At 61.7% G+C, this 20,611-nt stretch carries 24 protein-coding genes and 3 tRNA genes; 12 read left to right on the top strand and 15 right to left on the bottom strand.

Annotated elements, in window-relative coordinates:
• Window positions 1-3 precede the first annotated feature (3 nt).
• Complete coding sequence (gene recJ, locus B4K74_RS05170) at window positions 4-1,815, top strand: single-stranded-DNA-specific exonuclease RecJ (protein WP_286692047.1); 1,812 nt, start codon at window positions 4-6, stop codon at window positions 1,813-1,815.
• A 70-nt stretch (window positions 1,816-1,885) separates the two neighbouring features.
• Window positions 1,886-1,960 (top strand) — tRNA-Glu (locus B4K74_RS05165).
• A gap of 130 nt (window positions 1,961-2,090) precedes the next feature.
• Here the strand turns inward: B4K74_RS05165 and B4K74_RS05160 are convergent.
• A complete protein-coding gene (locus B4K74_RS05160; protein WP_286692046.1) occupies window positions 2,091-2,732 on the bottom strand; it encodes a hypothetical protein in 642 nt (213 codons plus the stop codon).
• A gap of 787 nt (window positions 2,733-3,519) precedes the next feature.
• Between B4K74_RS05160 and B4K74_RS05155 the strand changes: the two genes are divergently transcribed.
• Together B4K74_RS05155 and B4K74_RS05150 are read left to right on the top strand one after the other, a co-directional pair.
• Window positions 3,520-3,981 carry a hypothetical protein gene (locus tag B4K74_RS05155; RefSeq protein WP_286692045.1) on the top strand — a complete coding sequence of 154 codons (462 nt, stop codon included), beginning with the start codon at window positions 3,520-3,522 and terminating at the stop codon, window positions 3,979-3,981.
• Window positions 3,982-4,595: 614 nt separating this feature from the next.
• Window positions 4,596-5,075 (top strand): hypothetical protein, encoded by a 480-nt coding sequence (locus tag B4K74_RS05150; RefSeq protein ID WP_286692044.1) that lies wholly within the window; start codon window positions 4,596-4,598, stop codon window positions 5,073-5,075.
• Window positions 5,076-5,136: 61 nt separating this feature from the next.
• Here B4K74_RS05150 and B4K74_RS05145 read toward each other — a convergent pair whose 3' ends face one another.
• From B4K74_RS05145 to B4K74_RS05135, 3 genes are all read right to left on the bottom strand, one after another.
• Window positions 5,137-5,355 (bottom strand): hypothetical protein, encoded by a 219-nt coding sequence (locus B4K74_RS05145; RefSeq protein ID WP_286692043.1) that lies wholly within the window; start codon window positions 5,353-5,355, stop codon window positions 5,137-5,139.
• Window positions 5,356-5,672: 317 nt separating this feature from the next.
• The gene (locus B4K74_RS05140) at window positions 5,673-6,182 is read right to left on the bottom strand and encodes a hypothetical protein (protein ID WP_286692042.1); all 510 of its coding nucleotides are present in this window, start codon (window positions 6,180-6,182) and stop codon (window positions 5,673-5,675) included.
• Window positions 6,183-6,275: 93 nt separating this feature from the next.
• Window positions 6,276-6,794, bottom strand: a complete 519-nt coding sequence (locus B4K74_RS05135; protein WP_286692041.1) for a hypothetical protein — start codon at window positions 6,792-6,794, stop codon at window positions 6,276-6,278.
• A 260-nt stretch (window positions 6,795-7,054) separates the two neighbouring features.
• On the opposite strand from B4K74_RS05135, the gene B4K74_RS05130 reads away from it, so the two are divergent.
• Window positions 7,055-7,609, top strand: a complete 555-nt coding sequence (locus tag B4K74_RS05130) for a hypothetical protein (protein ID WP_286692040.1) — start codon at window positions 7,055-7,057, stop codon at window positions 7,607-7,609.
• Here B4K74_RS05130 and B4K74_RS05125 read toward each other — a convergent pair.
• Complete coding sequence (locus B4K74_RS05125) at window positions 7,602-8,033, bottom strand: hypothetical protein (RefSeq protein WP_286692039.1); 432 nt, start codon at window positions 8,031-8,033, stop codon at window positions 7,602-7,604. The two genes, B4K74_RS05130 and B4K74_RS05125, sit on opposite strands and share 8 nt — an antisense overlap.
• Before the next feature lie 327 nt (window positions 8,034-8,360).
• Between B4K74_RS05125 and B4K74_RS05120 the strand changes: the two genes are divergently transcribed.
• Window positions 8,361-8,903 carry a recombinase family protein gene (locus tag B4K74_RS05120; protein ID WP_286692038.1) on the top strand — a complete coding sequence of 181 codons (543 nt, stop codon included), beginning with the start codon at window positions 8,361-8,363 and terminating at the stop codon, window positions 8,901-8,903.
• Here B4K74_RS05120 and B4K74_RS05115 read toward each other — a convergent pair.
• From B4K74_RS05115 to B4K74_RS05075, 9 genes are all read right to left on the bottom strand, one after another.
• On the bottom strand, window positions 8,900-9,067 hold the full coding sequence (locus B4K74_RS05115) for a hypothetical protein (RefSeq protein WP_286692037.1): 168 nt from the start codon (window positions 9,065-9,067) through the stop codon (window positions 8,900-8,902). The genes B4K74_RS05120 and B4K74_RS05115 overlap by 4 nt on opposite strands.
• A 132-nt stretch (window positions 9,068-9,199) precedes the next feature.
• Window positions 9,200-9,598: a hypothetical protein gene (locus B4K74_RS05110; RefSeq protein WP_286692036.1), complete on the bottom strand. Its 399-nt coding sequence runs from the start codon at window positions 9,596-9,598 to the stop codon at window positions 9,200-9,202.
• 96 nt (window positions 9,599-9,694) lie between these two features.
• The gene (locus B4K74_RS05105; protein ID WP_286692035.1) at window positions 9,695-10,702 is read right to left on the bottom strand and encodes a phage minor head protein; all 1,008 of its coding nucleotides are present in this window, start codon (window positions 10,700-10,702) and stop codon (window positions 9,695-9,697) included.
• Window positions 10,699-11,220, bottom strand: coding sequence for a DnaT-like ssDNA-binding protein (locus tag B4K74_RS05100; protein ID WP_286692034.1), 522 nt, complete (start codon window positions 11,218-11,220; stop codon window positions 10,699-10,701). The genes B4K74_RS05105 and B4K74_RS05100 overlap by 4 nt, the downstream gene beginning before the upstream one ends.
• Before the next feature lie 191 nt (window positions 11,221-11,411).
• Window positions 11,412-12,320 carry a major capsid protein gene (locus B4K74_RS05095; RefSeq protein WP_286692033.1) on the bottom strand — a complete coding sequence of 303 codons (909 nt, stop codon included), beginning with the start codon at window positions 12,318-12,320 and terminating at the stop codon, window positions 11,412-11,414.
• 70 nt (window positions 12,321-12,390) lie between these two features.
• Complete coding sequence (locus B4K74_RS05090; RefSeq protein ID WP_286692032.1) at window positions 12,391-12,762, bottom strand: hypothetical protein; 372 nt, start codon at window positions 12,760-12,762, stop codon at window positions 12,391-12,393.
• Between the two features lie 14 nt (window positions 12,763-12,776).
• Window positions 12,777-14,072, bottom strand: coding sequence for a hypothetical protein (locus B4K74_RS05085; protein ID WP_286692031.1), 1,296 nt, complete (start codon window positions 14,070-14,072; stop codon window positions 12,777-12,779).
• A 46-nt stretch (window positions 14,073-14,118) separates the two neighbouring features.
• A complete protein-coding gene (locus B4K74_RS05080; RefSeq protein ID WP_286692030.1) occupies window positions 14,119-15,771 on the bottom strand; it encodes a terminase large subunit domain-containing protein in 1,653 nt (550 codons plus the stop codon).
• A gap of 18 nt (window positions 15,772-15,789) precedes the next feature.
• Window positions 15,790-17,586, bottom strand: coding sequence for a DUF6538 domain-containing protein (locus B4K74_RS05075; RefSeq protein ID WP_286692029.1), 1,797 nt, complete (start codon window positions 17,584-17,586; stop codon window positions 15,790-15,792).
• A 178-nt stretch (window positions 17,587-17,764) separates the two neighbouring features.
• On the opposite strand from B4K74_RS05075, the gene B4K74_RS05070 reads away from it, so the two are divergent.
• From B4K74_RS05070 to B4K74_RS05045, 6 genes are all read left to right on the top strand, one after another.
• Window positions 17,765-18,475 carry a cold-shock protein gene (locus B4K74_RS05070; RefSeq protein ID WP_311716671.1) on the top strand — a complete coding sequence of 237 codons (711 nt, stop codon included), beginning with the start codon at window positions 17,765-17,767 and terminating at the stop codon, window positions 18,473-18,475.
• A gap of 17 nt (window positions 18,476-18,492) precedes the next feature.
• On the top strand, window positions 18,493-18,984 hold the full coding sequence (locus B4K74_RS05065; RefSeq protein WP_414630917.1) for a DUF192 domain-containing protein: 492 nt from the start codon (window positions 18,493-18,495) through the stop codon (window positions 18,982-18,984).
• Between the two features lie 4 nt (window positions 18,985-18,988).
• The gene (locus tag B4K74_RS05060; protein WP_286692027.1) at window positions 18,989-19,489 is read left to right on the top strand and encodes a DUF192 domain-containing protein; all 501 of its coding nucleotides are present in this window, start codon (window positions 18,989-18,991) and stop codon (window positions 19,487-19,489) included.
• 51 nt (window positions 19,490-19,540) lie between these two features.
• Window positions 19,541-19,617, top strand: a tRNA-Pro gene (locus B4K74_RS05055).
• A gap of 88 nt (window positions 19,618-19,705) precedes the next feature.
• Window positions 19,706-20,011, top strand: coding sequence for an ETC complex I subunit (locus B4K74_RS05050; protein WP_286692026.1), 306 nt, complete (start codon window positions 19,706-19,708; stop codon window positions 20,009-20,011).
• Window positions 20,012-20,048: 37 nt separating this feature from the next.
• A tRNA-Arg gene (locus B4K74_RS05045) sits at window positions 20,049-20,125 on the top strand.
• A 30-nt stretch (window positions 20,126-20,155) separates the two neighbouring features.
• On the opposite strand, the gene B4K74_RS05040 is transcribed toward B4K74_RS05045, so the two are convergent.
• A complete protein-coding gene (locus tag B4K74_RS05040; protein WP_286692025.1) occupies window positions 20,156-20,572 on the bottom strand; it encodes a hypothetical protein in 417 nt (138 codons plus the stop codon).
• Window positions 20,573-20,611 lie beyond the last annotated feature (39 nt).

Genomic DNA, 20,611 nt, shown 5'->3' with positions numbered 1-20,611 from the left:
ACGGTGGACGGGTCCGCACCTTCTGACACACCGGCTTTTCTCGGGGTCGAACGCTCGCTGTCCGGGCGCCAGTGGCGCGAGCGCCCCTATGACCCGGCCGTGGCGCGGGCCCATGCCCAGTCGCTGGGTCTGGGCGAGCCGCTGGCCCGTGCCCTGGCCTCACGCGGGGTCCGGCCGGAGGAGGGGGCCGACTTCCTTGATCCGACCCTGCGCGCCCTGTTCCCGGATCCGTCCAGCTTTGCCGATATGGACGCCGCGGCCTCGGCCATCGTCGATGCGCTGGAGCGTCGGGCCAACATCCATGTCTTTGCCGACTATGACGTGGACGGTGCGTCCAGCGCGGCCCTGCTGGTCCGCTGGTTCCGCGAGATGGGCCACGACCTGCCCCTCTATGTCCCCGACCGCCTGACCGAGGGCTATGGCCCCAGTCCCCGGGCGTTCGACACGCTCAAGGCCGCCGGGGCCGATCTGGTCATTACCGTCGACTGCGGCGCGGCGGCCGAAATCGCCCTGGCTCATGCGGCTGACATCCAGCTCGGCGTCGTGGTCATTGACCACCACCTGATGCGCGGCGAGGCGCCAGCCTGTCTGGCCGTGGTCAACCCCAACCGCGCCGACTGTCGCTCGGGACAGGGCAATCTGGCGGCGGCGGGCGTGGTCTTCGTCCTTCTGGCAGCGCTCAATCGTGAGGCCCGCAGGCGCGGCCTGTTCGAGGAGCGGAGCGAACCGGACCTGCGCCGCTGGCTGGATCTCGCGGCGCTGGGCGCCATCTGCGACGTTACCGCCCTGACGGGCTTCAACCGGGCGCTGGCGCGGCTGGGGCTGCAGGTCATGTCCTCCTGGGCCAACCCCGGGCTGAAGGCCCTGCTGGACGTCGCCGGCAGCGAACCCGGCGAGGCCAAGAGCAATCATGCGGGCTTTATCCTTGGCCCGCGCATCAATGCCGGTGGGCGGATCGGTCGGGCCGATCTGGGCGCGCGCCTGTTGTCGACCGACGACCCGACCGAGGCCATGGCCCTGGCCCGCGAGCTGGATGCGCTGAATATCGCCCGGCGCGAGGTCGAGGCCGAAGTCACCGAGGCCGCCGTCCGTCAGGGCGAGGCCATGGGTGTCGAGCATCCGTCCGTTGCTGCCGCCGTCATCGCGGGCGAGGGCTGGCATCCCGGCGTGGTTGGCATCGTCGCCGGGCGTCTGCGGGAACGCTGGCGCAAGCCCGTGGTGGTCATCGGCCTGGACACCATCAACGGCATCGGCAAGGGCTCGGGCCGGTCGCAAGCGGGATACAACCTGGGCCGTGCCGTCCAGCAGGCCTTTGACGAGGGCGTAGTGCTGGCGGGGGGCGGGCACGCCATGGCGGCGGGGCTGACGGTGCGCATCGACCGCATTGATGCCTTGCGCGACTATCTGAACCAGACCCTTTCGGCCCAGACCGACACCGAGGCGGCGCGCGCGCTGGACGCTGTCCTGATCGATGCCCTGATCGAGCCGGGTGCGGCGGATCGGGCCCTGTTCGAGTCGTTCGAGAAACTGGCGCCTTTCGGTCCCGGTAACCCCGAGCCGGTCTTCGCGCTCGAGCGGGTCCGGGCCGTTGACGTGCGACCCATGAAGGGCGGGCATTTGCGTTGTCTGCTGCGCGGGGCCGATGGCCGGTCGCTGCGCGCGGTCGCCTGGCGTTGTGCCGATCAGGAGAGCGGTCAGGCCCTGGCGGCGGGTGACGCCCTGAATATCGTCGGTCGTCTCAAGCCCGACGACTGGAATGGCCGACGCGGCGTCCAGTTCGAAATCGACGATGTCGCCGACCCGCGACGCGCCTGATCGATTCAGTTCGCCAAAGAGGGTTGCAAGCGCCGGAATCGCCCGCTATATCGCCGTCCTCCCGCGCAGCGGTCCCTTCGTCTATCGGTTAGGACGTCAGGTTTTCAACCTGAAAAGAGGGGTTCGATTCCCCTAGGGACTGCCAGCGCGGGATTTTCCCTTAAAATCAAGTAGTTACACCCCACTTGGGGCGCAGTTTTCTACGGTTTTTTCTACGAACTTTTTGCATCTATTTGGGGGAATCGCCCCGGTCCATTCGCCAATGGACCAGTCGCTCAGTTGGCGTCGGCGGGAGGCGTCGGAAGGTCGCCGTGAACGCTTCCGTGGCTACTCAAGTTCAGCTCTTCACCGAAGATGGCGCTCAGCTCGGAATGGGCTTGGCTCAAGCTGTTCAAGGCATCGTGCTCGGCGTCGATAAACTTCACTCTGGCCTCGTCATCCTTCGCCCGCGAAGCCTTCCGTTGACTAAGCCGCATCGCCCAACCCTGATCGACGATTCCATTCAGTCGATCATAGACGGATGGTCGAAATAGGAACCGCGCCCTGTCGAGCTGTTGGAAGAACGCGGCGTGCATTTCTCGCTCGCCCTCTACGGGATCGATATCTTGACCGGCGGTTCCGGGAAGGCGGGCATACATGACAATGAAGTTCAGCCATTCCCGAGTCGCTTGGTAGACCTCGAAGCGATCCTTGAAGAGTTCGGTGCGGACCTTCAGCTCTTCGATATCGAGCGCCCGCTCAGCGATTAGGGCCTGACGGGCTTGGATCGCCGTCTGCTCTTTTAGGATCGCCGCCTGTCGCTTTCCGATTATGATCGCGCCAATAATCGCCCCGCCTCCGGCGATGAACGCGAGGACGCCCGCGAAGATCGTGGCGAACGCCTCCCAACTGAAGCTGGACCAGATCAGAGGGCACATGGATTTTATCGTCCCTAGAGCGGGTGATATTCGGGGTCCGTCACGTGAAAGACCAGCATAGCCTCCAAGGCGTAGCCGTTTTCCCGGCGAAGGTTGGAAGGGTGAACCGGGTGACTTTTTCCGCCCAAGCTCAGATAGACCGAGCCACGCTTCCGATAGACGCTGATGAAGACGGGGGTTCCGTCATGTCGCTTTGCCCTAACTTCGCCGAGCGGGCCTTCCGTGGATAGCAAGTCTGATCTCCCTTTCGATCTAGCCTAGCTTGTTGTTTCGTTACGTCCACGACGTCATTCCCCGGGGGATAGAGCCGATCCCGCATTTTAGCTCGGGATGTCGAGCCAACCACGTGCGTTGAGACGAATCTCAATCCCGCGCTCCTTCAGATGGGCGACAAGGCGAGGATGGCTCTCCAGCACGATCCCGTCGTGGTTCCCGCTGATGCAAGTTCGGCAGAAGGTTACTCCCCAATCGCCGATGCCCCGCCCGTCATAGATGTGCGCGCCGAAACGAAACGGCTGGCGGCAAAGGAAGCAGTCGATAAAGACGGCGCGGTCGTCATCCCGGCGAGGTGCGTATTTCCTTGGCATTGGGAAAGACGAGCGTGATTTGAGCCTGAAGGCAAGATCGGCCCTCTGGCGGGTCAAAAAGCCCCATAACAGACAGGTTTTAAAGCATAATATAGCGCGACATTCGCCATGCGACATTCTCGTCCGGGTCTTATAGATGGATAGCCGCTCCCGGAAGGGCGGTCGCTCTGGCCGCTCAGTGGGGCGGAGAACGTCAAGATATGAAGAACAACGTCCCCTCGCATTTTGCCCCTACGTGGGAAGTGATCGCGAGTTGCGTGAGCGATACCGGCGATGATGCCCCGAAGGCCACGCTGAACGACCTCAACACCTATATCGAAGAAGCCTACGATGAGGACGAAGTCCTCAAAGTGCTCGTCTGGCGGGCATGGCGTGCGAACACCTCCGCCAATCCGAAGTGCGATCCGGACATCGGCGAAGTCACGGGCGTCTTGAAGGCCGAGAGGGATCGCGCCGAGCGTTGGGCTCTGTATCTTGAGGGCAAAGGCGACCCGAAGTCAGCGACGGTTCGGAGCCTTTGGAATGGCATTGCAGCGTGTTTCAACCCTCATACCGGGGAGCTTGAAGAGTGGTTTGTGGGGTCTGAAGCATCGACTCTTGAAGAGCTGACTGCTCGGTATGGGGCCCTTCCCAAGGGCGAGCCCCCGACGACGTTCAGCTGATCGCAATGGCGGGGTCGAAAGGCCCCGCTTCAGTCCCGAAGCGGACTCGCGGAATGTCCGCTATGGGTGGGAAGCGGACATTGCGGGCCGGCCGGCCTAAGCGTAACGTTGGCGTTATGATCCGCCTTTTGCCATTCGCGTTCTTGTTGCTCGCCGGGTGTGTCGGCGTCAGCGGCGAGCGCACGCTCAGTGTGCGTGAAATAGTTGAAAACGCCCGGACGCTGGACGGTCAAGAAGTCACGGTGGCTGGCTGGCTTGAGTCCTGCCAGCCTCTCTCTTGCGGCATATTCGGGTCAGCGGAAGAGGTTGACAGCGACTTCCCCTATTATCTTGGTATCGGGCGAAGTGCTTGGTTCGACTCCGTCGCGCGTAAACACGCACCCGGACAGATCGTCCTGCGCGCTCGATTTCGCGATGCCTGTATCAGCGACCCATCTACGGGCATTATTGCGGCGTGTGCCGACAGAAGTGGGACTTTGGAGCCCCTCGCAGTGATCAAATAAAGCAGTTGGGTCTGGAATGTCCGCAATGGGTCGGTAGCGGACCGTCGCCTCAGGGTGGGAAGCGAACTTGCGCTCCGGTCCGATGCGCGCTTTGTTTAACCGATGAGGTCTTTGACCATAGTGATGTTGTTGGGTGGTTTGGCAGCAGCCGCATGGCAGACTGTTGTTGTCGCTCAATCCCCGACCGTGACCCGTGAATGGGCTCAACATTTCGAAGGCGCACTCGATTTGCGCGCGGCTCTGGACGATACAGACCCCATGCGCAGCGGCGATCCCAAGCCAGTCAGCGAGTATGCTCGCTACTACCGAATGGTCGAGCTTGATGGGAGGGCGATTGTCGAAGCGGTTTTTGCACCGCCTATCGAGCTTCACCCATCCGACTGGCGGACCTCCCGTTACACGGCGAATGGTATGGAGGACTTGGGACCGACCCCACAGCCGTCCGAGGAGGCTCTGCGGCGCGGTCGTCGTGACATCCACATTGAGGAGCCATTCCCCGTCATCTTTGATGGTGGCTGCTCAGTCGTGACGCTCTCAATCGACTATGAAAGCCGTCGCGTGCTTTCAGCCCGCTGCAATGGCGTCGCCTGAAACAGTCCGATGTCCGCTTTGGGTCGAGAGCGGACATGGGCGCTTTGCCGGAAAGCGGACGCTATGCCGCGACCCTGAAGACGCGCTCCCGAAGGTCCACATACTCACCGGAGACGATCAGAACGCCATTCCCGGCCTGAACAGCGGTGAGGTAGCCGCGATCAGGATGCTTCAGGAAATGGAGGTTCAGCTCCCCGTCCTGAACGATCTCGATCATGACTGATTGATCCATGAGTTCGCAGTAGTGATCGAGATCGATCAGTTCGGCTTTCGTGGTCATTTGCTTCCCCGAGCTTTGATGATGGGATGATGGATGGCGGGTCGCCTGCGGCTCCCCGGAGCGGGCTTGCCTTCGCTTCGCTCCGGTAACCCGCGCTCTGTTTCTCGATTGATGATTTGATTTGGTTGGGTGGCCGGTCGAGTGACCGGGGTTCAGGCAATGCTTCACCATTCCGGTGAGCCGCCTTTCAAAAGCTCCCGGTGTGGTCGGTCTGATTGTCGGTCTGGCGACGTGGACTAGCTACGCCGTGATCCTGCCCCGGCGACGGTGATCTATGGGGACTTCTTGTTCTGTTGTTCGGCGATGCGTGGTGTCGTCTATGCGGCGATTGGAAGTGGTTTCGGAGTGCTTAGATTGAGGATGTAGGAAGCGGGCCAGAGTGAAGCGTTCGTGGTCGGCATCGATTTGATTGAATAGACGCCCAGCCAATAGTCGCTGAAGAGCGGCTTCAGGCAGAACGATGGGCGATAGGTGGGGCGGTTGACCACGCCACGGGGCGCGATCTCCCGAGACGGGCAGTGGACGGCAATGCCCTCAGAGGCGATTACAGCCGCCTTCTCCGGGTTTTCGTCCTTGCCCCAGCGATCCCGGAGAACACCCCTCAAGAGGGCTTCAGAATGCCCGCCAAGGGCAATCGCGCCGTGGATGTGAGGCCAAGGCCGTCCGAACTTGTCGTGGCTCTCACAGAGGCCTGCGAAGAAGAATGCGGCGTCGCGATCCTGACGCTCACTGGCGCGACGGCTTAGGCCGAAAACCTCGCGTTCCAGATTGCGGAAGAGCTTCCTTAGATGCGGCTTGAGGCTGACGTCCGGATCGAAGCGACCCATGGGCGATACGCCTAGAGAGAGCGTCAACGCCCATCCGGCATTGTGCCGGACACGCCAGTCTTCAAGTTCGCTGATAAGCCTTTCGCGGGACACTTAGTGCGTCTCGCCAACCGGGATCGGCCCGGCGTGGACGCTTGCCGATTTCAGGGCGTCGGCAACGTCGATTGCGGTCGGGAAGGTCATGGTCGCGGACTCGCCATCAACCGACAGGCCGACATAGCGCCCACCGAGGATGACCCTGACGTTTCGGCCATTCAGTTCAGTTTTGAGCTTGAAGCGGGGATTGGTGCCGACAGCGGCGGCGCTGATGGCTTCCGCAAGGTCGGTTGCCTCACGCCGGTTCAAGATCAGGCTTTCGATTTGCGGGTGCCAAACCAGAACGCCGCAGCCGGTTTCGAGATAGGTCGGTTTGATACTGAAGGGGGCGGGGCAGAGCGCCCAAGGGGTGCCGTCTTGCTGACGGCGCAGCTCTTCCCGGAAGACGGTGTAGAGCGTGTCGCTAATCGATTGTCCGCGAAGGGCGGCGATGCGGCTGACGAGTTTGTGTGTGGGAATCGGAAGCGCCATCATCTTCCGCTTGGGTTCTACGGGTTGGATTGCCAGTTCTGTCATAACGACACTATTGTATGCGTTGCTGCACCGTATATCAATCATAAAATAAGTAACGGGCCACATAGTCTAAGTGTTCGATTTTCGAACAGCGTCCGATTTTCGAACGCAATACTATGAACTGAGGTCCGGAGCTGCCAATCCGGGGGTGGCCGATATCTCCACAGGCTAGATTGAGCCGAGACCGGCCATCCTCGCCCTTTTCGCCCTAAGCGATTTGCCCGGATGTATATTGGCGGCACAGGTGATTCTTAGGCATCGGTATGAAGCTGATCGGCAGGGCGTCGGCGTGGCTAGTTGCCTTAGTGGCGACGACCATTGTTGCGCTGAACATTGAGCGGGTGGCGAAAGCGCACAAGCTGGATCAGCTTGTTCCCGATGCTGCCCCGTCCAACGCGATCCTTGCGTTCGTCGAGCGGCCTGCGGTCCTAGTCATAGCGACATTCGTTCTAGGGCTATTGATCGGCTTGGCCGCGTTGAAAGTCCGTTCGTTCCTAAGCCGAAACACCAAGCCGCCCCATTCCAAAGAGAGGGCTCTAGGCGTCCGGATGCTGCACTTAACCCATCAGATTTCGCAGCTTCAGAGGTGGTCACGTTCCGCTCAAGATCAGCGAAACGCCATGGCGAGCCTAGACATGGTGATGATCGATGCCGAGCGGATGGGTCTACCTGTCCCGGATCACGACGCCGATCCGGAAGTCACGCTTACCTACCTGACTGACATCGGGGGCTGGCTGCTTAAGGGTGACTTCACGACCGCGCTTCTCCGGGCGCATCATCTGGCGGGGCAGGCAGACGAAGAAGGGGAGTCTACCTGACGCCGAGGGCGCGCTTGACTGTCTCCCGAGGATTGGTCGCACCGTAGTTCTTCTGAAAAAACGTAGCTAGCTTCACTGCCTTGGGGCCGAGCGGGCGAGAGATCGGCTTCTCCACGTCGATATGTAGCCGGTCGCCGCTGGCGTCCCTCTGAAGCATGAAGCCGTCGTATTTGCCGCCGCCGAAGATTGTCAGGCTGTTGCTTCCGACCATGTCCATGATGTTGAAGCTAAAGTCTGGGAGTTCGGCATAAGTCATGCCGATATGGTTGTAGGTGACGTAGCAGTGTTCTGGCGCAAAGTTGCGTTTGACCAGTTCGCCCGCTTCATCGAACGGCAAGTCTAGGAACCGACGCCCGATCTCCTGCGACCGAAGGAAGATGAGCCGTGCCGTTTCCGGCGTCTCTTTGTCTGCAAAACCGAACATCGCCGCTCCCTCTCTCTAGCGGAGTAAGCCCGGCTTTCGATTGGGGATCAACCGGCGCTCGCTCAGGGGAGCGCCATTCTGTTCCGGAGTGGGTGGGTCTGCCCCGCCTCTGCCCTCCAAAAGGAGGTGCCACGTCTCCGAACTCTACCCTCTGACCCTACCTCAAGCCGCCGAATCTGTCAAACAGAATGTGTCGTTTGGCTATACCCATAGAAAACGTCTCACGATCCACGAAATAGGTCGATTGGGCGTCTTATTTGGTTGTCTTAGAAAGAAATCCGGTGCTAGATGATAGGGTCTAGAACTAAACGATACACCGGAGGCCAAATGGCGATCATCGGATATGCGCGGGTGTCCAGCGCCGGGCAAAGCTTGGAAGTTCAGCTCGAAAAGCTGAAGGCGGCGGGCGCTGAAGAAATCTTTGCGGAGAAGCGATCAGGCACTTCAACGGATGGGCGCGAGGAACTGACGGCTGCGCTCCGCTTCGCCCGCCGTGGTGACGTTCTCATTGTGACGCGGATGGATCGCCTTGCCCGTTCCGTAGCTGACCTTGCGGCCATTGTCGCGGACCTGACCAAGCGCGAGATCGGCTTCAAGGTGCTAGATCAAGCCACTGTGGACACCACGACGGCCAACGGTCGCCTGATGCTCAATATGCTTGCGGCCTTCGCAGAGTTCGAAACCGATCTCCGGAAGGATCGACAGCGCGAGGGTATCGAGAAGGCTAAGGCCAAGGGCGTCTACAAGGGACGCCCGGCTAAGCTCCCCGCCCATCGCGTTGCGGAGCTGAAGGCGCAAGGGATGGGCGCGACAGAGATAGCGAAGAAGCTCGGTATGGGGCGCGCTTCTGTTTATCGACTGTTATCCTAGTCGTCGGCGTCGCTGCCGAAATCCACCACGTCGCCGATTTCTACCTCACAGATAGCGGTGCCATTTTTCCATTCGAAATGGGGCGGAAGGTCATCTGAAACGACGGCAGAAACGGTGGTGCCAGCCGCGAAGTCCTCTTTCGCCACCCTCATCTGGAAGCTCACGGAGCTGCCGGGCGGCGGGACTACATCGGAAGTTGTCTCTAACACAGCAGAACCACTCAGCATTAAACGCAGTAGCATCGATATCCCCATTCCCGACTGTTACTGACGACGTTAGGGGGGTGGGGGGCGATTTCAAGTCTCTCGATACGTCGCGTTGATCGCATCGGCGAACGGATCGCTGCCCTTCGATCCGCCCTTCGTCACGTCCCGGCTCTTTTGCGCCATGCCTAGTTTGATGAGGACAGCGCCTAACGCTTGTGCATTCCGGCGATAGTTCTCTTCGTCGAAGGGCTCACCGGCCATCAGGCAAGCGGTGTCCCGGTCGCAAAGGAAGGCGAGGGTCGCCGCCTGTCTCAGAAGGATCGCCTCAGAAGGTTTTGGAAGCCGAGCGAGCTGGTGAAGCAAGTCCCCCGCAATCACCTTGAAGGCGCGGGCGGACAGGGTCCGTCCGTCCACTTTTCGGCCCGCGATTTCCAAGCTGTAGATCGTCGATAGCGCCGGGCTGGTGAGCTGGTTTTCGTAGTCGTCCATAGTGTCGCCCTCCTTTCCGGGCGGGCCGTGTCTGGCATGTAGGTTTGAGGGGGAGGGGAGAGCGGGCCGCTTCTATGAGACCGGTCCCTCCCGGACTTATCTGACCCCCTCCGCTTCCCCGTTCCGAACGACCACGCGACAGCGACAGTTCTCTTCCAAAGGCGGATAGAGGATCGGGCCCAAGGGTGTTTGGAACGGCTGATTTGCGTCCACTCCTTGGGGGTTCATTCCGGGGATCATTGCGTGACTGTGGCGCACTCTTTCGTCGCCCATGGTCATCCAAAAGCGTCGTGCGTCGCGGGGCAGGCTTCGGTTCGCCTTCCCCTGTTTGAAGGCAAGATACTCTCCCGCGTGGATGGTCCGGGCTGCTTCCTGTTGTGCGATGATCCGCTGGCGATAGTCCGTCAGGACGCGAGCGTGTCGGGTAACCAGACGCGCGACTTCCTTCTCTGTGAGTTCGCCGCTGATGGCTTTCGTCAGGACCGAGCGTTGGGCGGCATTCAGCGAATGATGGGCGAGGTCGCGGATCGACCGGCGGGCTCGCTCCGGGAGAGTGACGCCGTTCTTCGTCCTCACCGCTTGCGGATGCGTAAGGGCGGCCTGAAGCGCGCGATAGAAATAGGCTGCGGACTTCGCTTGGGCGGGAGACAGGCCGATGTTCTGGCGTGTCGCAATGGCAATCTGGCGAGGGTCCAGTCCAGCTCTCGATAGAACGCGGATCGTCTCCAAGGCCGCGTCACGTCCACGGCGGGCGAGTGCCGTGACGACGTTCCGGCGCAGCTCTTCTCTCAGTCGCGGGACGTGCGAGGAGGTATCCACCCGGCTCCGGTAGCGCGTGGCGAATGCCTTCATGGCGAGGATCATCCCGCCTAGCAGGACGTAAAAGAGGCCCGCCCCGAGCTGGTAGTCGAGGACAGACAAAAGGCCTTCATCCATCTTCAGGGCTTCAGCGATTGCGATGTCGTCGCCGGTCGCGATGGCGTCGGCCAGCTTGTCGATATCGATTCCGGCCGCCGTAGCGTCATAGGCCCGAACAAGAGCCGCCCTGATCTCGGCTTCGAGTTCAGCAGCGCGCTCATCGAAATAGTCAGGGATCTCCGTCACGGGCGAACCGGCGTCCAGGACGTCGCTCCTTCGACTAGTCCCGTGAGGACGGCGCGGACGTGTTTGGGAAGGGCGTCGGGCGTCTTTGCGCGGAAAACGCCGCTGCTTTCGCCGACGCGATAGCTCTGGAAGAGGTCGGGCGTGATGCTTTGGCCTTCGGTCTCTAGAAGGTGAGCCGCAAGAAGTGCCGTTGCTTTTTCGACTCCGAACGGGACGCCAGCGATCAGGCGTCCTTGAGCGTCGTGGAGGCGACGAGGGAAGGCGAGGGGCTGGTTGATCGCTACCGGTCTGCCCTTCCATGCGAGGTCGTCTAGGACGGCGGTGGCGTCGCGTAGAGCGTTCTTGTCATCCTCGCGTTGCGGGACGTGCTCCGGGTCATCATTGGCAAGCTGGCGGTCGCGGGCCGCACGTTCGGTCCACGTCTTTCCGGTAAGGGTCTGCGACAGGATTTCGTCAGCGCGTTCCAGCGTGACGTAGCTTTGGTCTGACGACAGGTCATCCGCGTAATAGTCGGGCATGGTGATGTTCCGGGCGGGTGAGGCGAGCCATCGGAACTCAGATTTCCAATGGCTCGCCGTCCGCATGACGGAGGCCCCATGTTTTCCATGACCGGGGCATCCGTCGCGTTTTGAGAGGCCCGCCGTGCCTCTGCTAAAGTTCGGCGGGCCGCTCGCGTCTCCGGTCACTTGGAAGGCCGGAGACGGTTTCCTTAGACGTTGGTCAGACCCTTCAGGCGGGCGGCGCAGCGACCGTTCTTCAGGACCAGTCCGGAGAACCATTCGATGCGGGTCCGCAGAGCGGGCTTCTCATCGATCTCGCCCAAGTCGCGGACGCTCACCGGGGCGGTCTGAATGCCGTGCAGCGCGTCCGGGCCGAAGCGGATCGCATAGGCCGAACAGGTCTCATCGTTCGTGCCTTGGGTTTCCTCTCCGGACAGGACTTGGTTGCCCGCCGTGTCTTCTTCGATGGCCAGCAGCGGGACGCCATTGTGCGCGAGGACCGCGCGACCGAACTCCGGGACCATGATGTGTTCCGGAGTGATGCCGCCCGCCGTTCGCAGCAGCGAGCGATAGGCCCGGATGGTCCCTTTCCGCATGAAGATCGCGGACGGCGTCCCTTGGACCGCATCCACCAGTTCATCCAGCATGGCGAACGTCAGAGCGCCGCCGTTCGCGCCAGCCGAAATGATTTGATCGCCGATCAGGCGGCGTTCGAGGCCGTCAAACTCCTTCGGATTGGCGGTCGCATCGCCGCCGAAGAAGGTGCGCGTCCACTTCTGCGCCAGCGCCTTCGACTTCAGTGTGTCGTAGATGGCTCGCGTCGCGTTATCGCCCGTCTGCATGGCGATCGCGGCGGTGTCGTAATCCGAATCCCCGCCCAGCATGGTGAGGACTTCGGTATGCGGGGAGACGACGCCCGTGCTCTCCGAATAGGCTTCGTTCCACGTGCGGAACTCGACACCGGGGAGGCTTTCTTCGCGGTTATAGGCGTAAGCCGAACCGGCGATGCTCTGGAAAGGGCAGAGGGCGAGGATGGGGGAGGTTTGGGCGAAAACCTCGACTACGCCAGATTGGAGAGGGGTGGGGTTAAGCTTGGACCATTCGACCTGCGTCAGCATTTAGGGTCACGGGAAATCCTTTCTGCGGACACTTGGGTCCGCCGTTGTTTGGTCAGTCAGAGAGCGGCGATCAGGCCGCGTAGCCCCGCGCGATACGGACGTGGGGAGGCAGACACGAGAGGTCTTCAGCCGGGGTTTCGAGGGAAGGTTTGGCGGTGTCCGTCACCGGAACGACCGGACGCTTCGCCGCCGCCAGCGCCGCCGTCATCTTGTGAAAGACGCGGTCGATTGCTGAAGCGTTTGCGGGGGCATCCTTCCGCTGATCTTCCGGAATGAGCGTGTCCAGTTCAGCGATCAGACCGTCGTAATCGAAGGAACTTCGGAACGCTTGGGAGTCGTGTTCCAGCGAAGCGAGGGCCTTGTCTATGCGGGCGATCTCAGAAGTGACATCGGGCTTGCCATCGATTTGTTCGGAGGGCGTAGCGTCGGTCGCATCGGTCATGGGGATGAGTCCTTTCAGAGCGTTAGCAGTAGCTCTTGCGTTTCGGCCTTACGGCGCAGCAGTTCCCGGTAGGCGTCTTCGCGGGATGCGAAGCCGTCCGGGTTCAGGGCGAGGATGGCGTCTACCGGTGAGGAAACCCCCAGCTCGGCTTTGACCTTCAGATTTTCCAGAAGCTCGGCTTCGGTGAGGTTGTCCTGAAGCTCCCCGAAATCGACGCGGACGGTCGCCCCTTCCGGGATGGTGCCGGGAGCGTGGGTGTTCACGACGCGCTTGATGACTTCGAAGAGCCGGGTTTCGTATTGCCGCCACAGTGCAATATCGTCTTGGCGAGCCTCCCGGAGATCGAGGCGTTCGACGGATTTTGCGCTTCCCGATTCCGCCCGCTTCGACAGGTCGAATACGTCAGCCCCGACGTCGTTCGACGCGGCGGTCTGGCGCATCAGGAACTCAAGGGCAGCGAGGATATCCGCGATAGGCGCGTTCGGCGCGGCGTAGCTGAACTCCCCGTCCGGGGGGAGCAAGATCACCTTGTCCGGGCCGGTCGCGATGGGATCGCCAACCGGGAGCCCCTTCGCCACCGCCTGTCCGTGAGCCTGTAGCTCAATCGACCGGAAGAGGTTTACCAGACCGACGTTCAACGCCTTTTGCGATCCGATCAGGTCGTCGCCACCCGGAAGGAAGAAGGCGCTGTCCGGAAGCCGGTCGAAGAGCGGAACGAAGGGGAGGGTGCCGTAGGGGTTTACGCCTCCGGCGTTGCCGGGGACCGTGATCGGTCGGCCTTGGGCGTCCCGGCGACGAAAGCCGGTGGCCGTCCAATCGCTGTAGGTGGTGCGGTTCGTGTCCGGCGAACTGTGGGTGACGATCAGCCGGGAAGGATGTTCCGGCTCATCATAGACAGCGTCCAGAATGTGCGGGGTCAGAACCGACAGGGAAAGGCCGTGGTCGCCATAGCGGACCTGTAGAGCCGTCGTCTTCAGCAGCTTGGTCAGCTTGGACGCCCGCTTCATCACGGCGTCCACGTTGGCAGCTTGATAGAGTGCGTTGCCCGCTTGCTGATCCCAGCCTTCGAACGTGCGAGTGGGTGGGATGCGATAGGCCGTCGCGCGTCGCGAAACGACCTTGCGGACCATATTGACGGTGAAGACGCGGAAGCTTTCTGACGAAGCGAAACGCTTCCGGATCAGGGCTAGCGTGGTGTCGTCTTGCTGGTCGTCGAAGAAGTTAAGAGCCTCACGTGCGCGATCCTTCCTCGCTTGCGAGGATTTAACAAGATCGATGAACTCCTTCTTCTCCTTGTCCAGCCAAATCATGAAGTGTATATTCTATCACGAAATGGCTATACAGCAACAGCAAAATCTACCGTGCTATAGTATGGCTACCCACATTCTTCAGCTTTTCGCGTGCGAATACCTCGAATGGGAGGTTATTGGACGGGGTCCGGCCCGCATACTGGTCGAAAAGCTCGTATGCGTGGCGCATCGACCGGCAAGAGCTGGCGCAGAGCGGGACCACGTTCCCGCCGTTAAGGGCGCAAATGCGTCGTGAAGCTCCCGTATCCGTGCATCGGATGCCCGCGATCTCATAGGGGTTCAGGGTGACGTCCCGTTGGGCGTGAATGGCCCAAGCCAAGCTGTAGACGGCGTCGTCATGCTTGCCCCGCGCGTGACCAAACTTCGGGAGGGCTTCGTTTCCGACCGTCTCCTTGCCGTCCTCCGTGATCTCGAACGTCTTCAGCTCTTCGATGAGGCGCGAGAACCGGGGATCAATATGAAGCCGCCCTTCGGCGGCAGCGGTCGCCAGCGTGGTGAAGGCTTGATACTGCGCCTTCCTAGAGGGGGTAATAAGCTCCGTCCCGTCCGCGAACGGCTCTAGCTGCGCCCAATCGAAGACGTCCTGCGCTCCGTAGGTTTCGAGGCCAAGCCGGGTCATCCCCCATTCCCGATGATAGCGCCGGAAGTTGGATTTGATGCCTCCGAGGCGGGAGAACAGCACCACGTCGCTATCGAGGACGTAGTAGTGTTCTTCGTCGTCCACGGTCGTCTTCACGACGCACGTCGTCACGGTCGCGTCGCCATGTTTCGAGCCGCCGAACGCTCTGTCCAGTCCGGCGCTAACGACATAGCTCGCGCCCGCCGACAGAGCCTTCGGATCGGAGAGGTAGGTTTCAGCCGTGCATTGCTTCAGCGTCTCTTCGTCCAGCAAGAGGTTCGAAGCGTCGCCCCAGCGGTTCAGGTGATAGAGGCCAAAGGTCCGGGGGAGCATCCGGCGCGAGGCCGCGCGAAGGCGAACCGGATCGATCCACGGCGGGCTATTGGCGCAAGCGTCATCTAGGTCCGCGTATTGGACATGACTGAAGAAGAGGGACGGGTCGTCGCCCTGCTGGTGCGCCTGATAGAGCGCATAGAGCGGCGACGACATGGGGCCGACCGTGGAATCGATCAGCAGGACGGACCCGGCGCTGTCGATCAGAGAGCCGGTGAGGGCGGTCAGAACGTCGTCGCTCTTGGCCGCGTGAAGCTCGCTGATCTGCGCCGCCGTCAGCTTCTTACCCCATAGGGCTGAAGGGTTCGCGCTGAAGGCTTGAATGACGGACGACATGGCCGGGAAGCGGATTGTATCGATCCCTACGTCGATGCTCCCGGAGCCGGTGAGGCGCTTCAGGAAAGCGGTGTTCTCGAATGCGTCCCGGAGCATCCGGAAGGCTGTGTCCACGACCTGCTTTTCGGAGTTGGCGACGATGGCAATGTTTTCGGTTCGCCGGGTCACAAAGCGCCACAGGATTATCATGACGCTGGTCGCGGTCTTCCCGTGGCGACGCGGCCAAGAGAAGACGAGGGTCGAGTAATCCCCGTCCAATGCCCGTTCGATCTCGGCTTGCTCGCGCGGACCCGGAACGAATGGAATAAAGCCGCCATGCGACGACCGGACGACGGGTTTTACATCGTCCAGAAACTTGAAGAAGCCTTTACTGCCTTCTTTCCAACTAGCCACCAACTCCGCTGAAGTCATCGTGGCTATTGTAACATATTACGATCTAGCAAACAGCCAAGAAATGTTGGCCCCGCCAAAATCTATACGCTCTACGTGTCGCATATAGTCTTCGGCGCGTAGGTCGCGAGCTTCCTCTCCGTGTGGAAGGCTTTTCGTATAGATGCGGCGGCTCCCCGCAATGGTCCGTCCCGTCAGCCGGAACATGACCTCTTCCGGAATGTCCCGCCCGGTCATGGCGTCTTCGAAGACGTGCCTGAACGAATGGAGTGTTGCGCTTGGGTCGGCGGCCAAGCCGACGTGTTTCAAGAGGGTCCGATTGAACTTGCGGAACACCGATGTTCCTCCGAGCGAGGTTTCGGTCAGCTTCCCGGTCTTCGGATCGCGGCCTTCCTTCACAACTTTCGGGAAGAGATAGGGCGTGTCTTCCGGGAGTGACGTGACGTATTCGGCGAAGCCCATCTTCAGCGCCCAAGGGTGCAACGGGATGACTCGTTCGGACTCCCGGTTCTTCAGGCGACGGAGGGCCGAGTATCGGAAAACGATGCGAGCTGTCCCGTCTGCGACCTTCACGTCCGCCTTTTCGAGGCCCGCGACCTCGCTCGCCCGTGCCCCGGTGAGGAACAGCAGCACAGGAATCCAGAACCGCTCATCCCGGATCATCACTTTGCCGGGCTGATAGACGCCCCGGTCGGTGTCAGCAGCGCAGCCCGCGAACATCGGCTGGCGGAAGATCGTTTCGATTTCAGCGCGGGTGAATGGACGACGCTCTGTCTTCGCGTTGGCCTCCGTAGGCTTTACGCCTTCGATCCCGAGTGCCGGGTTCATGCGGACATGGCCCTTCTTAAAGGCGTGGCCTAGCAGCGTTTTGATGTTCTGAACGTGCTTATCGATGGTCGTCGCGCCCAGCCGGGGGAGATTCAGCGTCCCCGCCCGTTGCATCGCTACGAGTTCAATCTTGGATTTGTTTGCCAAGTCGCCCGTCACCCTTCGGCCATCCGGAAGGTGCTTCAGCGCCTCTTGGAAGTCGCCGACTTGGGCGCGCGTCGTGAGATAGACGGCAGGGTCACCGATCAGCGCGGTGAAGAGGTCTATCGACTGCCGTTTGTTCTTCAGCGCCGTGTCGCCCAGCTCGCCCAGCGTCGCCGGACAATAGACCTCTTCGAAATAGCGGGACACCGGGAGCGTCGCCCGGTCGTTCAGCGCACGGTTTCCGTCCGCCGATTCATCGGCCTTGGATTTGAGGGCAGGATAGCGGGGAGGGGTAATGGTCCGACCTTCCGCCGCCTCGACGCCCGCGCGCCAAGAGTCCTTCAGGATTTCGGCGCATTCCCGCATCACTTGGCGATATGCGTGAGATTCACGCAGCTCGCGCGGGAGGTCGTCCGGGTCCAAGCCTAGCTGTTCCGCATAAAACCAATCCGCCGCCCATCCGACTGTCGCCGCCAGCTCTTCCGGATTGTCGCTGTCGAGACGCTGACGCCACGTCGGCGATAGGTAGTGATTTGCCCCGTCTGTGAACGACCCCCTGTCCGCGCGGTCGCTGATAACCTCTGACTGTGAGCCGTGAAGCTTCAGAGCGAACGCCTCGAAAGCCTTAGACGCCGTTCCACGTCGGATCAGGTCGAAGCCTGCATTGAAGCTCGCGACCATTTCGGCGTGACGCCGGTTAGCTTCGTCCGGGTCATCCGTCTTTAAGGAGCGGGTGACGCTGGTCCGTCCGTATGCGAACTGAACATCAGCGGGGATGGCGATCTTGGCCTGAAGTTTGCCGTCCGGGCGCGCATACACGCCGGGGTTAAGCTTCCTAGATTTGCGGCTCGCGCGGAGGGCCATTTTCTACGGTTATTTCTACGAGTTGCTCTACGACCTTCGGCTAAGTGGCCGTGTTCATTGGAAAAAGCAATAGGGTCAGTGCGTTGTCGTGAGGGTCCAGAAGCTCCCCTAGGGACTGCCACGCGGGGTTTCCCCCATCGGAAATTTATTGCGCCATCCGTTCGGATTCGAGACGGGGATGGTCCTGCAACTGCGTCGCAGCGGCAACCTGCGGCGTAAAACCGGCGTTTTCGCACTCCACAGGCTTCACAGAACCGTGTTAAGCATGGCCGTGTCTGCTGTTCGCGGGCGGGGGTGTTTTGCTGTGTCTGACCTAGAGGGGCTTGATACGCCGGGAACGATCGAGATCGTCGGCAAGGTCAAGTGGTTTGATCCCGGAAAGGGATACGGGTTCATCGTTCCGGACGATCCGGACATGACGGACCTCAAGGATGTTCTGCTGCATATCAGCAGCCTGCGCGACACCGGTCGGGACAGCGCGCCCGAAGGTGCGTCCATCCGCTGCGAATGCGTGCGCCGCCCCAAGGGCTGGCAGGTGCTTGAGGTACTCGATCTATCCGACGACGAAGAGGCTGCCGATCCGCCCGCGACGCGCAGCGGATATGATGGCCTGAGGGCCCTTGGCCATGCGCCGTCGACGGCCACGGCCGAGCCCTTGTCCGGCCTCCCGCTTCAACCCGCCGTCGTGAAATGGTTCAATCGCACCAAGGGATATGGTTTTGTGGTGCGCGATGAGGCCGAGGGCGATATCTTCGTCCACGTCGAGACCCTGCGTCGGTGTGGCATCGAGGATCTGTTGCCCGGCGATCCGGTTCAGGTTCGCTTCGCCGAGGGCCCCAAGGGCCTGGTCGTCGCGGAAATCAGAATGGGCGGAGACCAGTCCGCCTGACGAAAGAGGTGGAACAGGTGTTGAAGCGTTATCTTCCCGCAGCCGCGATCATGGCGGCCTTTCTGTTCACCGGTGCCTGCAGCCAGGATGACGGCTCGGCTGACGGCCAGACCCTGCCGGTCGAAACCCTCAGCGTCGTTACGGATCAGGGCAGTTTCGACTTCGACGTCGAGATCGCCGACGACGAGGCCGAGCGGGCGCGGGGGCTGATGTACCGCCCGCCGCTCGAAGACGACAAGGGCATGCTGTTTCAGTTCCCGGATGCGGCCGAGCGCGCCTTCTGGATGCAGAACACCCCCAGCTCGCTCGACATCGTCTATCTGGACCCGCAGGGCTGCATCATCTCGATCGCGGCCTACACCACCCCCAATGCCGAGACCACCTATCCCTCGAACGGCGCCGCCAAGGGCGTGCTTGAGGTCCGGGCCGGACGCATGGGTGAAATCGGGGCCGGGCCGGGCGACCGGGTCCGCCATCCCTTCTTCGACACCCAGACGCCCTGCAGTTGATCTGATGACGTTCACCCGCAGCCTGCCCGTCGCCGCCCTGTTTGCGGCACTGCTGTTCACCGGCGCCTGCGCCCAGGACGCGGTGACGGGCAGCGGGGGGCAGTCCCTGCCGGTCGAGCCGCTGACGGTGGTCACCGCCAAGGGCAGTTTCGACTTCGAGGTCGAGATCGCGGACGAGTTCGAAGAGCGCCAGCGGGGCCTGATGAACCGTCCTCCGCTGCCCGACGACCGGGGCATGCTGTTCCAGTATCCCGAGGCGGCCGAGCGCGGCTTCTGGATGTTGAACACCCCCAGCTCGCTGGATATCGTCTATCTGGATCCGCAGGGCTGCATCATCTCGATCGCGGCCCACACCACCCCCTATACCGAGACCACATATCCCTCGCGCGGCGCCGCCAACGGCGTGCTCGAGGTCCGGGCCGGGCGCATGGGCGAGATCGGCGCGCAGCCCGGCGACCGGGTCCGCCATCCCTTCTTTGATACCGACGCGCCCTGCGATCGCTGATCCGCGTTGCGGGCCGGGCGGGGGCGTGGCATGAGAGCCGTCCCTTGATGTCGGGGTGTAGCGCAGCCTGGTAGCGCATCTGCTTTGGGAGCAGAGGGTCGGAGGTTCGAATCCTCTCGCCCCGACCAAGGGCCGGGCGGCTGGACCGCCGGGGCGACGCTCGCTAAACGAGGGTCAGCGCGGGGCGAGGGCCCCTTTGAGGCGAACGAGACGGACATGTTGGCGCGTATCTACAGACCGGCGAAAACCGCCATGCAGTCGGGCAAGGCCAAGACCGCCGCCTGGATTCTGGAGTTCATGCCGGCGTCTGCGCGCTTTATCGATCCGCTGATGGGCTGGACCGGTTCGACCGACATGAACGGCCAGGTTCGCCTGACCTTTGACACCCGGGACGAGGCCGTCGCCTATGCCGAGCGCCACGGAATCGCCTTCCGTCTGCAGGAGCCGCACGAGGCCCCGCTGATCCTCAAGGCCTATGCCGACAATTTCGCCACCCACCGCAAACAGCCCTGGACGCACTGAGCCCTGGCGCATGCCACCGCTCTGCGGCGAACCCGAGGCGCCCTTAGCTCAACCGGATAGAGCACCCGCCTTCTAAGCGGACGGTTGCAGGTTCGAGTCCTGCAGGGCGCGCCACGGTTTCCAGATCTGAAGCTTACCCACGGCTTACCATCCGGCGCATCTTGCTGTTCCTGCAGTTGCGAGTTGCTCCTCGAGGAGATCGCGGCGCGAGCTAGGCTCCATTGCATCACAGCGCCCGTAACCTTGGGCACCGGTCAAGTCGACGGTTGCTTTGCCCCCATCATGTTTCAGGAGTTCGGCGAACCGTCCCGGAGTTTCGATCATCAGGTCCGGGCAAAGAGATTTCGACACCCGCACGATACGGGCGTCTCCGGACTCTTCGACGTGCACAGGCCAGTACGTCGCCAGGCCGAAACGGGCGCGCTGCTGAAGCTCATAGATGATCACGCAACGTCCGGCCAGACCCTCGCCGAGATCGATGTCGAGAGTCACAGGCTCGCGAGGAGCTGAGCAGGCTGCAGCCGATCCGGCCAGAACTAATCCGCTGATCACCGCTTTCATGGGGTATGCCTTCATGAGGCTCAGGATTGCATTGCCGTG

It is taken from the genome of Brevundimonas sp. UBA2503 (genome assembly GCF_002341485.1).
In the GTDB taxonomy this organism is placed as follows: Bacteria; Pseudomonadota; Alphaproteobacteria; order Caulobacterales; family Caulobacteraceae; genus Brevundimonas; species Brevundimonas halotolerans.
This window is presented reverse-complemented; position numbering and strand designations above follow the sequence as displayed.

Excerpts from the sequence above, each read along its gene's own strand:
- B4K74_RS05160 (WP_286692046.1), bottom strand. The coding sequence starts at position 2,732 with ATGTGCCCTCTGATCTGGTCCAGCTTCAGTTGGGAGGCGTTCGCCACG.
- B4K74_RS05155 (WP_286692045.1), top strand. The coding sequence starts at position 3,520 with ATGAAGAACAACGTCCCCTCGCATTTTGCCCCTACGTGGGAAGTGATC.
- B4K74_RS05145 (WP_286692043.1), bottom strand. The coding sequence starts at position 5,355 with ATGACCACGAAAGCCGAACTGATCGATCTCGATCACTACTGCGAACTC.
- B4K74_RS05140 (WP_286692042.1), bottom strand. The coding sequence starts at position 6,182 with ATGGGTCGCTTCGATCCGGACGTCAGCCTCAAGCCGCATCTAAGGAAG.
- B4K74_RS05135 (WP_286692041.1), bottom strand. The coding sequence starts at position 6,794 with ATGACAGAACTGGCAATCCAACCCGTAGAACCCAAGCGGAAGATGATG.
- B4K74_RS05130 (WP_286692040.1), top strand. The coding sequence starts at position 7,055 with ATGAAGCTGATCGGCAGGGCGTCGGCGTGGCTAGTTGCCTTAGTGGCG.
- B4K74_RS05125 (WP_286692039.1), bottom strand. The coding sequence starts at position 8,033 with ATGTTCGGTTTTGCAGACAAAGAGACGCCGGAAACGGCACGGCTCATC.
- B4K74_RS05120 (WP_286692038.1), top strand. The coding sequence starts at position 8,361 with ATGGCGATCATCGGATATGCGCGGGTGTCCAGCGCCGGGCAAAGCTTG.
- B4K74_RS05110 (WP_286692036.1), bottom strand. The coding sequence starts at position 9,598 with ATGGACGACTACGAAAACCAGCTCACCAGCCCGGCGCTATCGACGATC.
- B4K74_RS05100 (WP_286692034.1), bottom strand. The coding sequence starts at position 11,220 with ATGCCCGACTATTACGCGGATGACCTGTCGTCAGACCAAAGCTACGTC.
- B4K74_RS05095 (WP_286692033.1), bottom strand. The coding sequence starts at position 12,320 with ATGCTGACGCAGGTCGAATGGTCCAAGCTTAACCCCACCCCTCTCCAA.
- B4K74_RS05090 (WP_286692032.1), bottom strand. The coding sequence starts at position 12,762 with ATGACCGATGCGACCGACGCTACGCCCTCCGAACAAATCGATGGCAAG.
- B4K74_RS05085 (WP_286692031.1), bottom strand. The coding sequence starts at position 14,072 with ATGATTTGGCTGGACAAGGAGAAGAAGGAGTTCATCGATCTTGTTAAA.
- B4K74_RS05080 (WP_286692030.1), bottom strand. The coding sequence starts at position 15,771 with ATGACTTCAGCGGAGTTGGTGGCTAGTTGGAAAGAAGGCAGTAAAGGC.
- B4K74_RS05075 (WP_286692029.1), bottom strand. The coding sequence starts at position 17,586 with ATGGCCCTCCGCGCGAGCCGCAAATCTAGGAAGCTTAACCCCGGCGTG.
- B4K74_RS05070 (WP_311716671.1), top strand. The coding sequence starts at position 17,765 with ATGGTCCTGCAACTGCGTCGCAGCGGCAACCTGCGGCGTAAAACCGGC.
- B4K74_RS05060 (WP_286692027.1), top strand. The coding sequence starts at position 18,989 with ATGACGTTCACCCGCAGCCTGCCCGTCGCCGCCCTGTTTGCGGCACTG.
- B4K74_RS05050 (WP_286692026.1), top strand. The coding sequence starts at position 19,706 with ATGTTGGCGCGTATCTACAGACCGGCGAAAACCGCCATGCAGTCGGGC.
- B4K74_RS05040 (WP_286692025.1), bottom strand. The coding sequence starts at position 20,572 with ATGAAAGCGGTGATCAGCGGATTAGTTCTGGCCGGATCGGCTGCAGCC.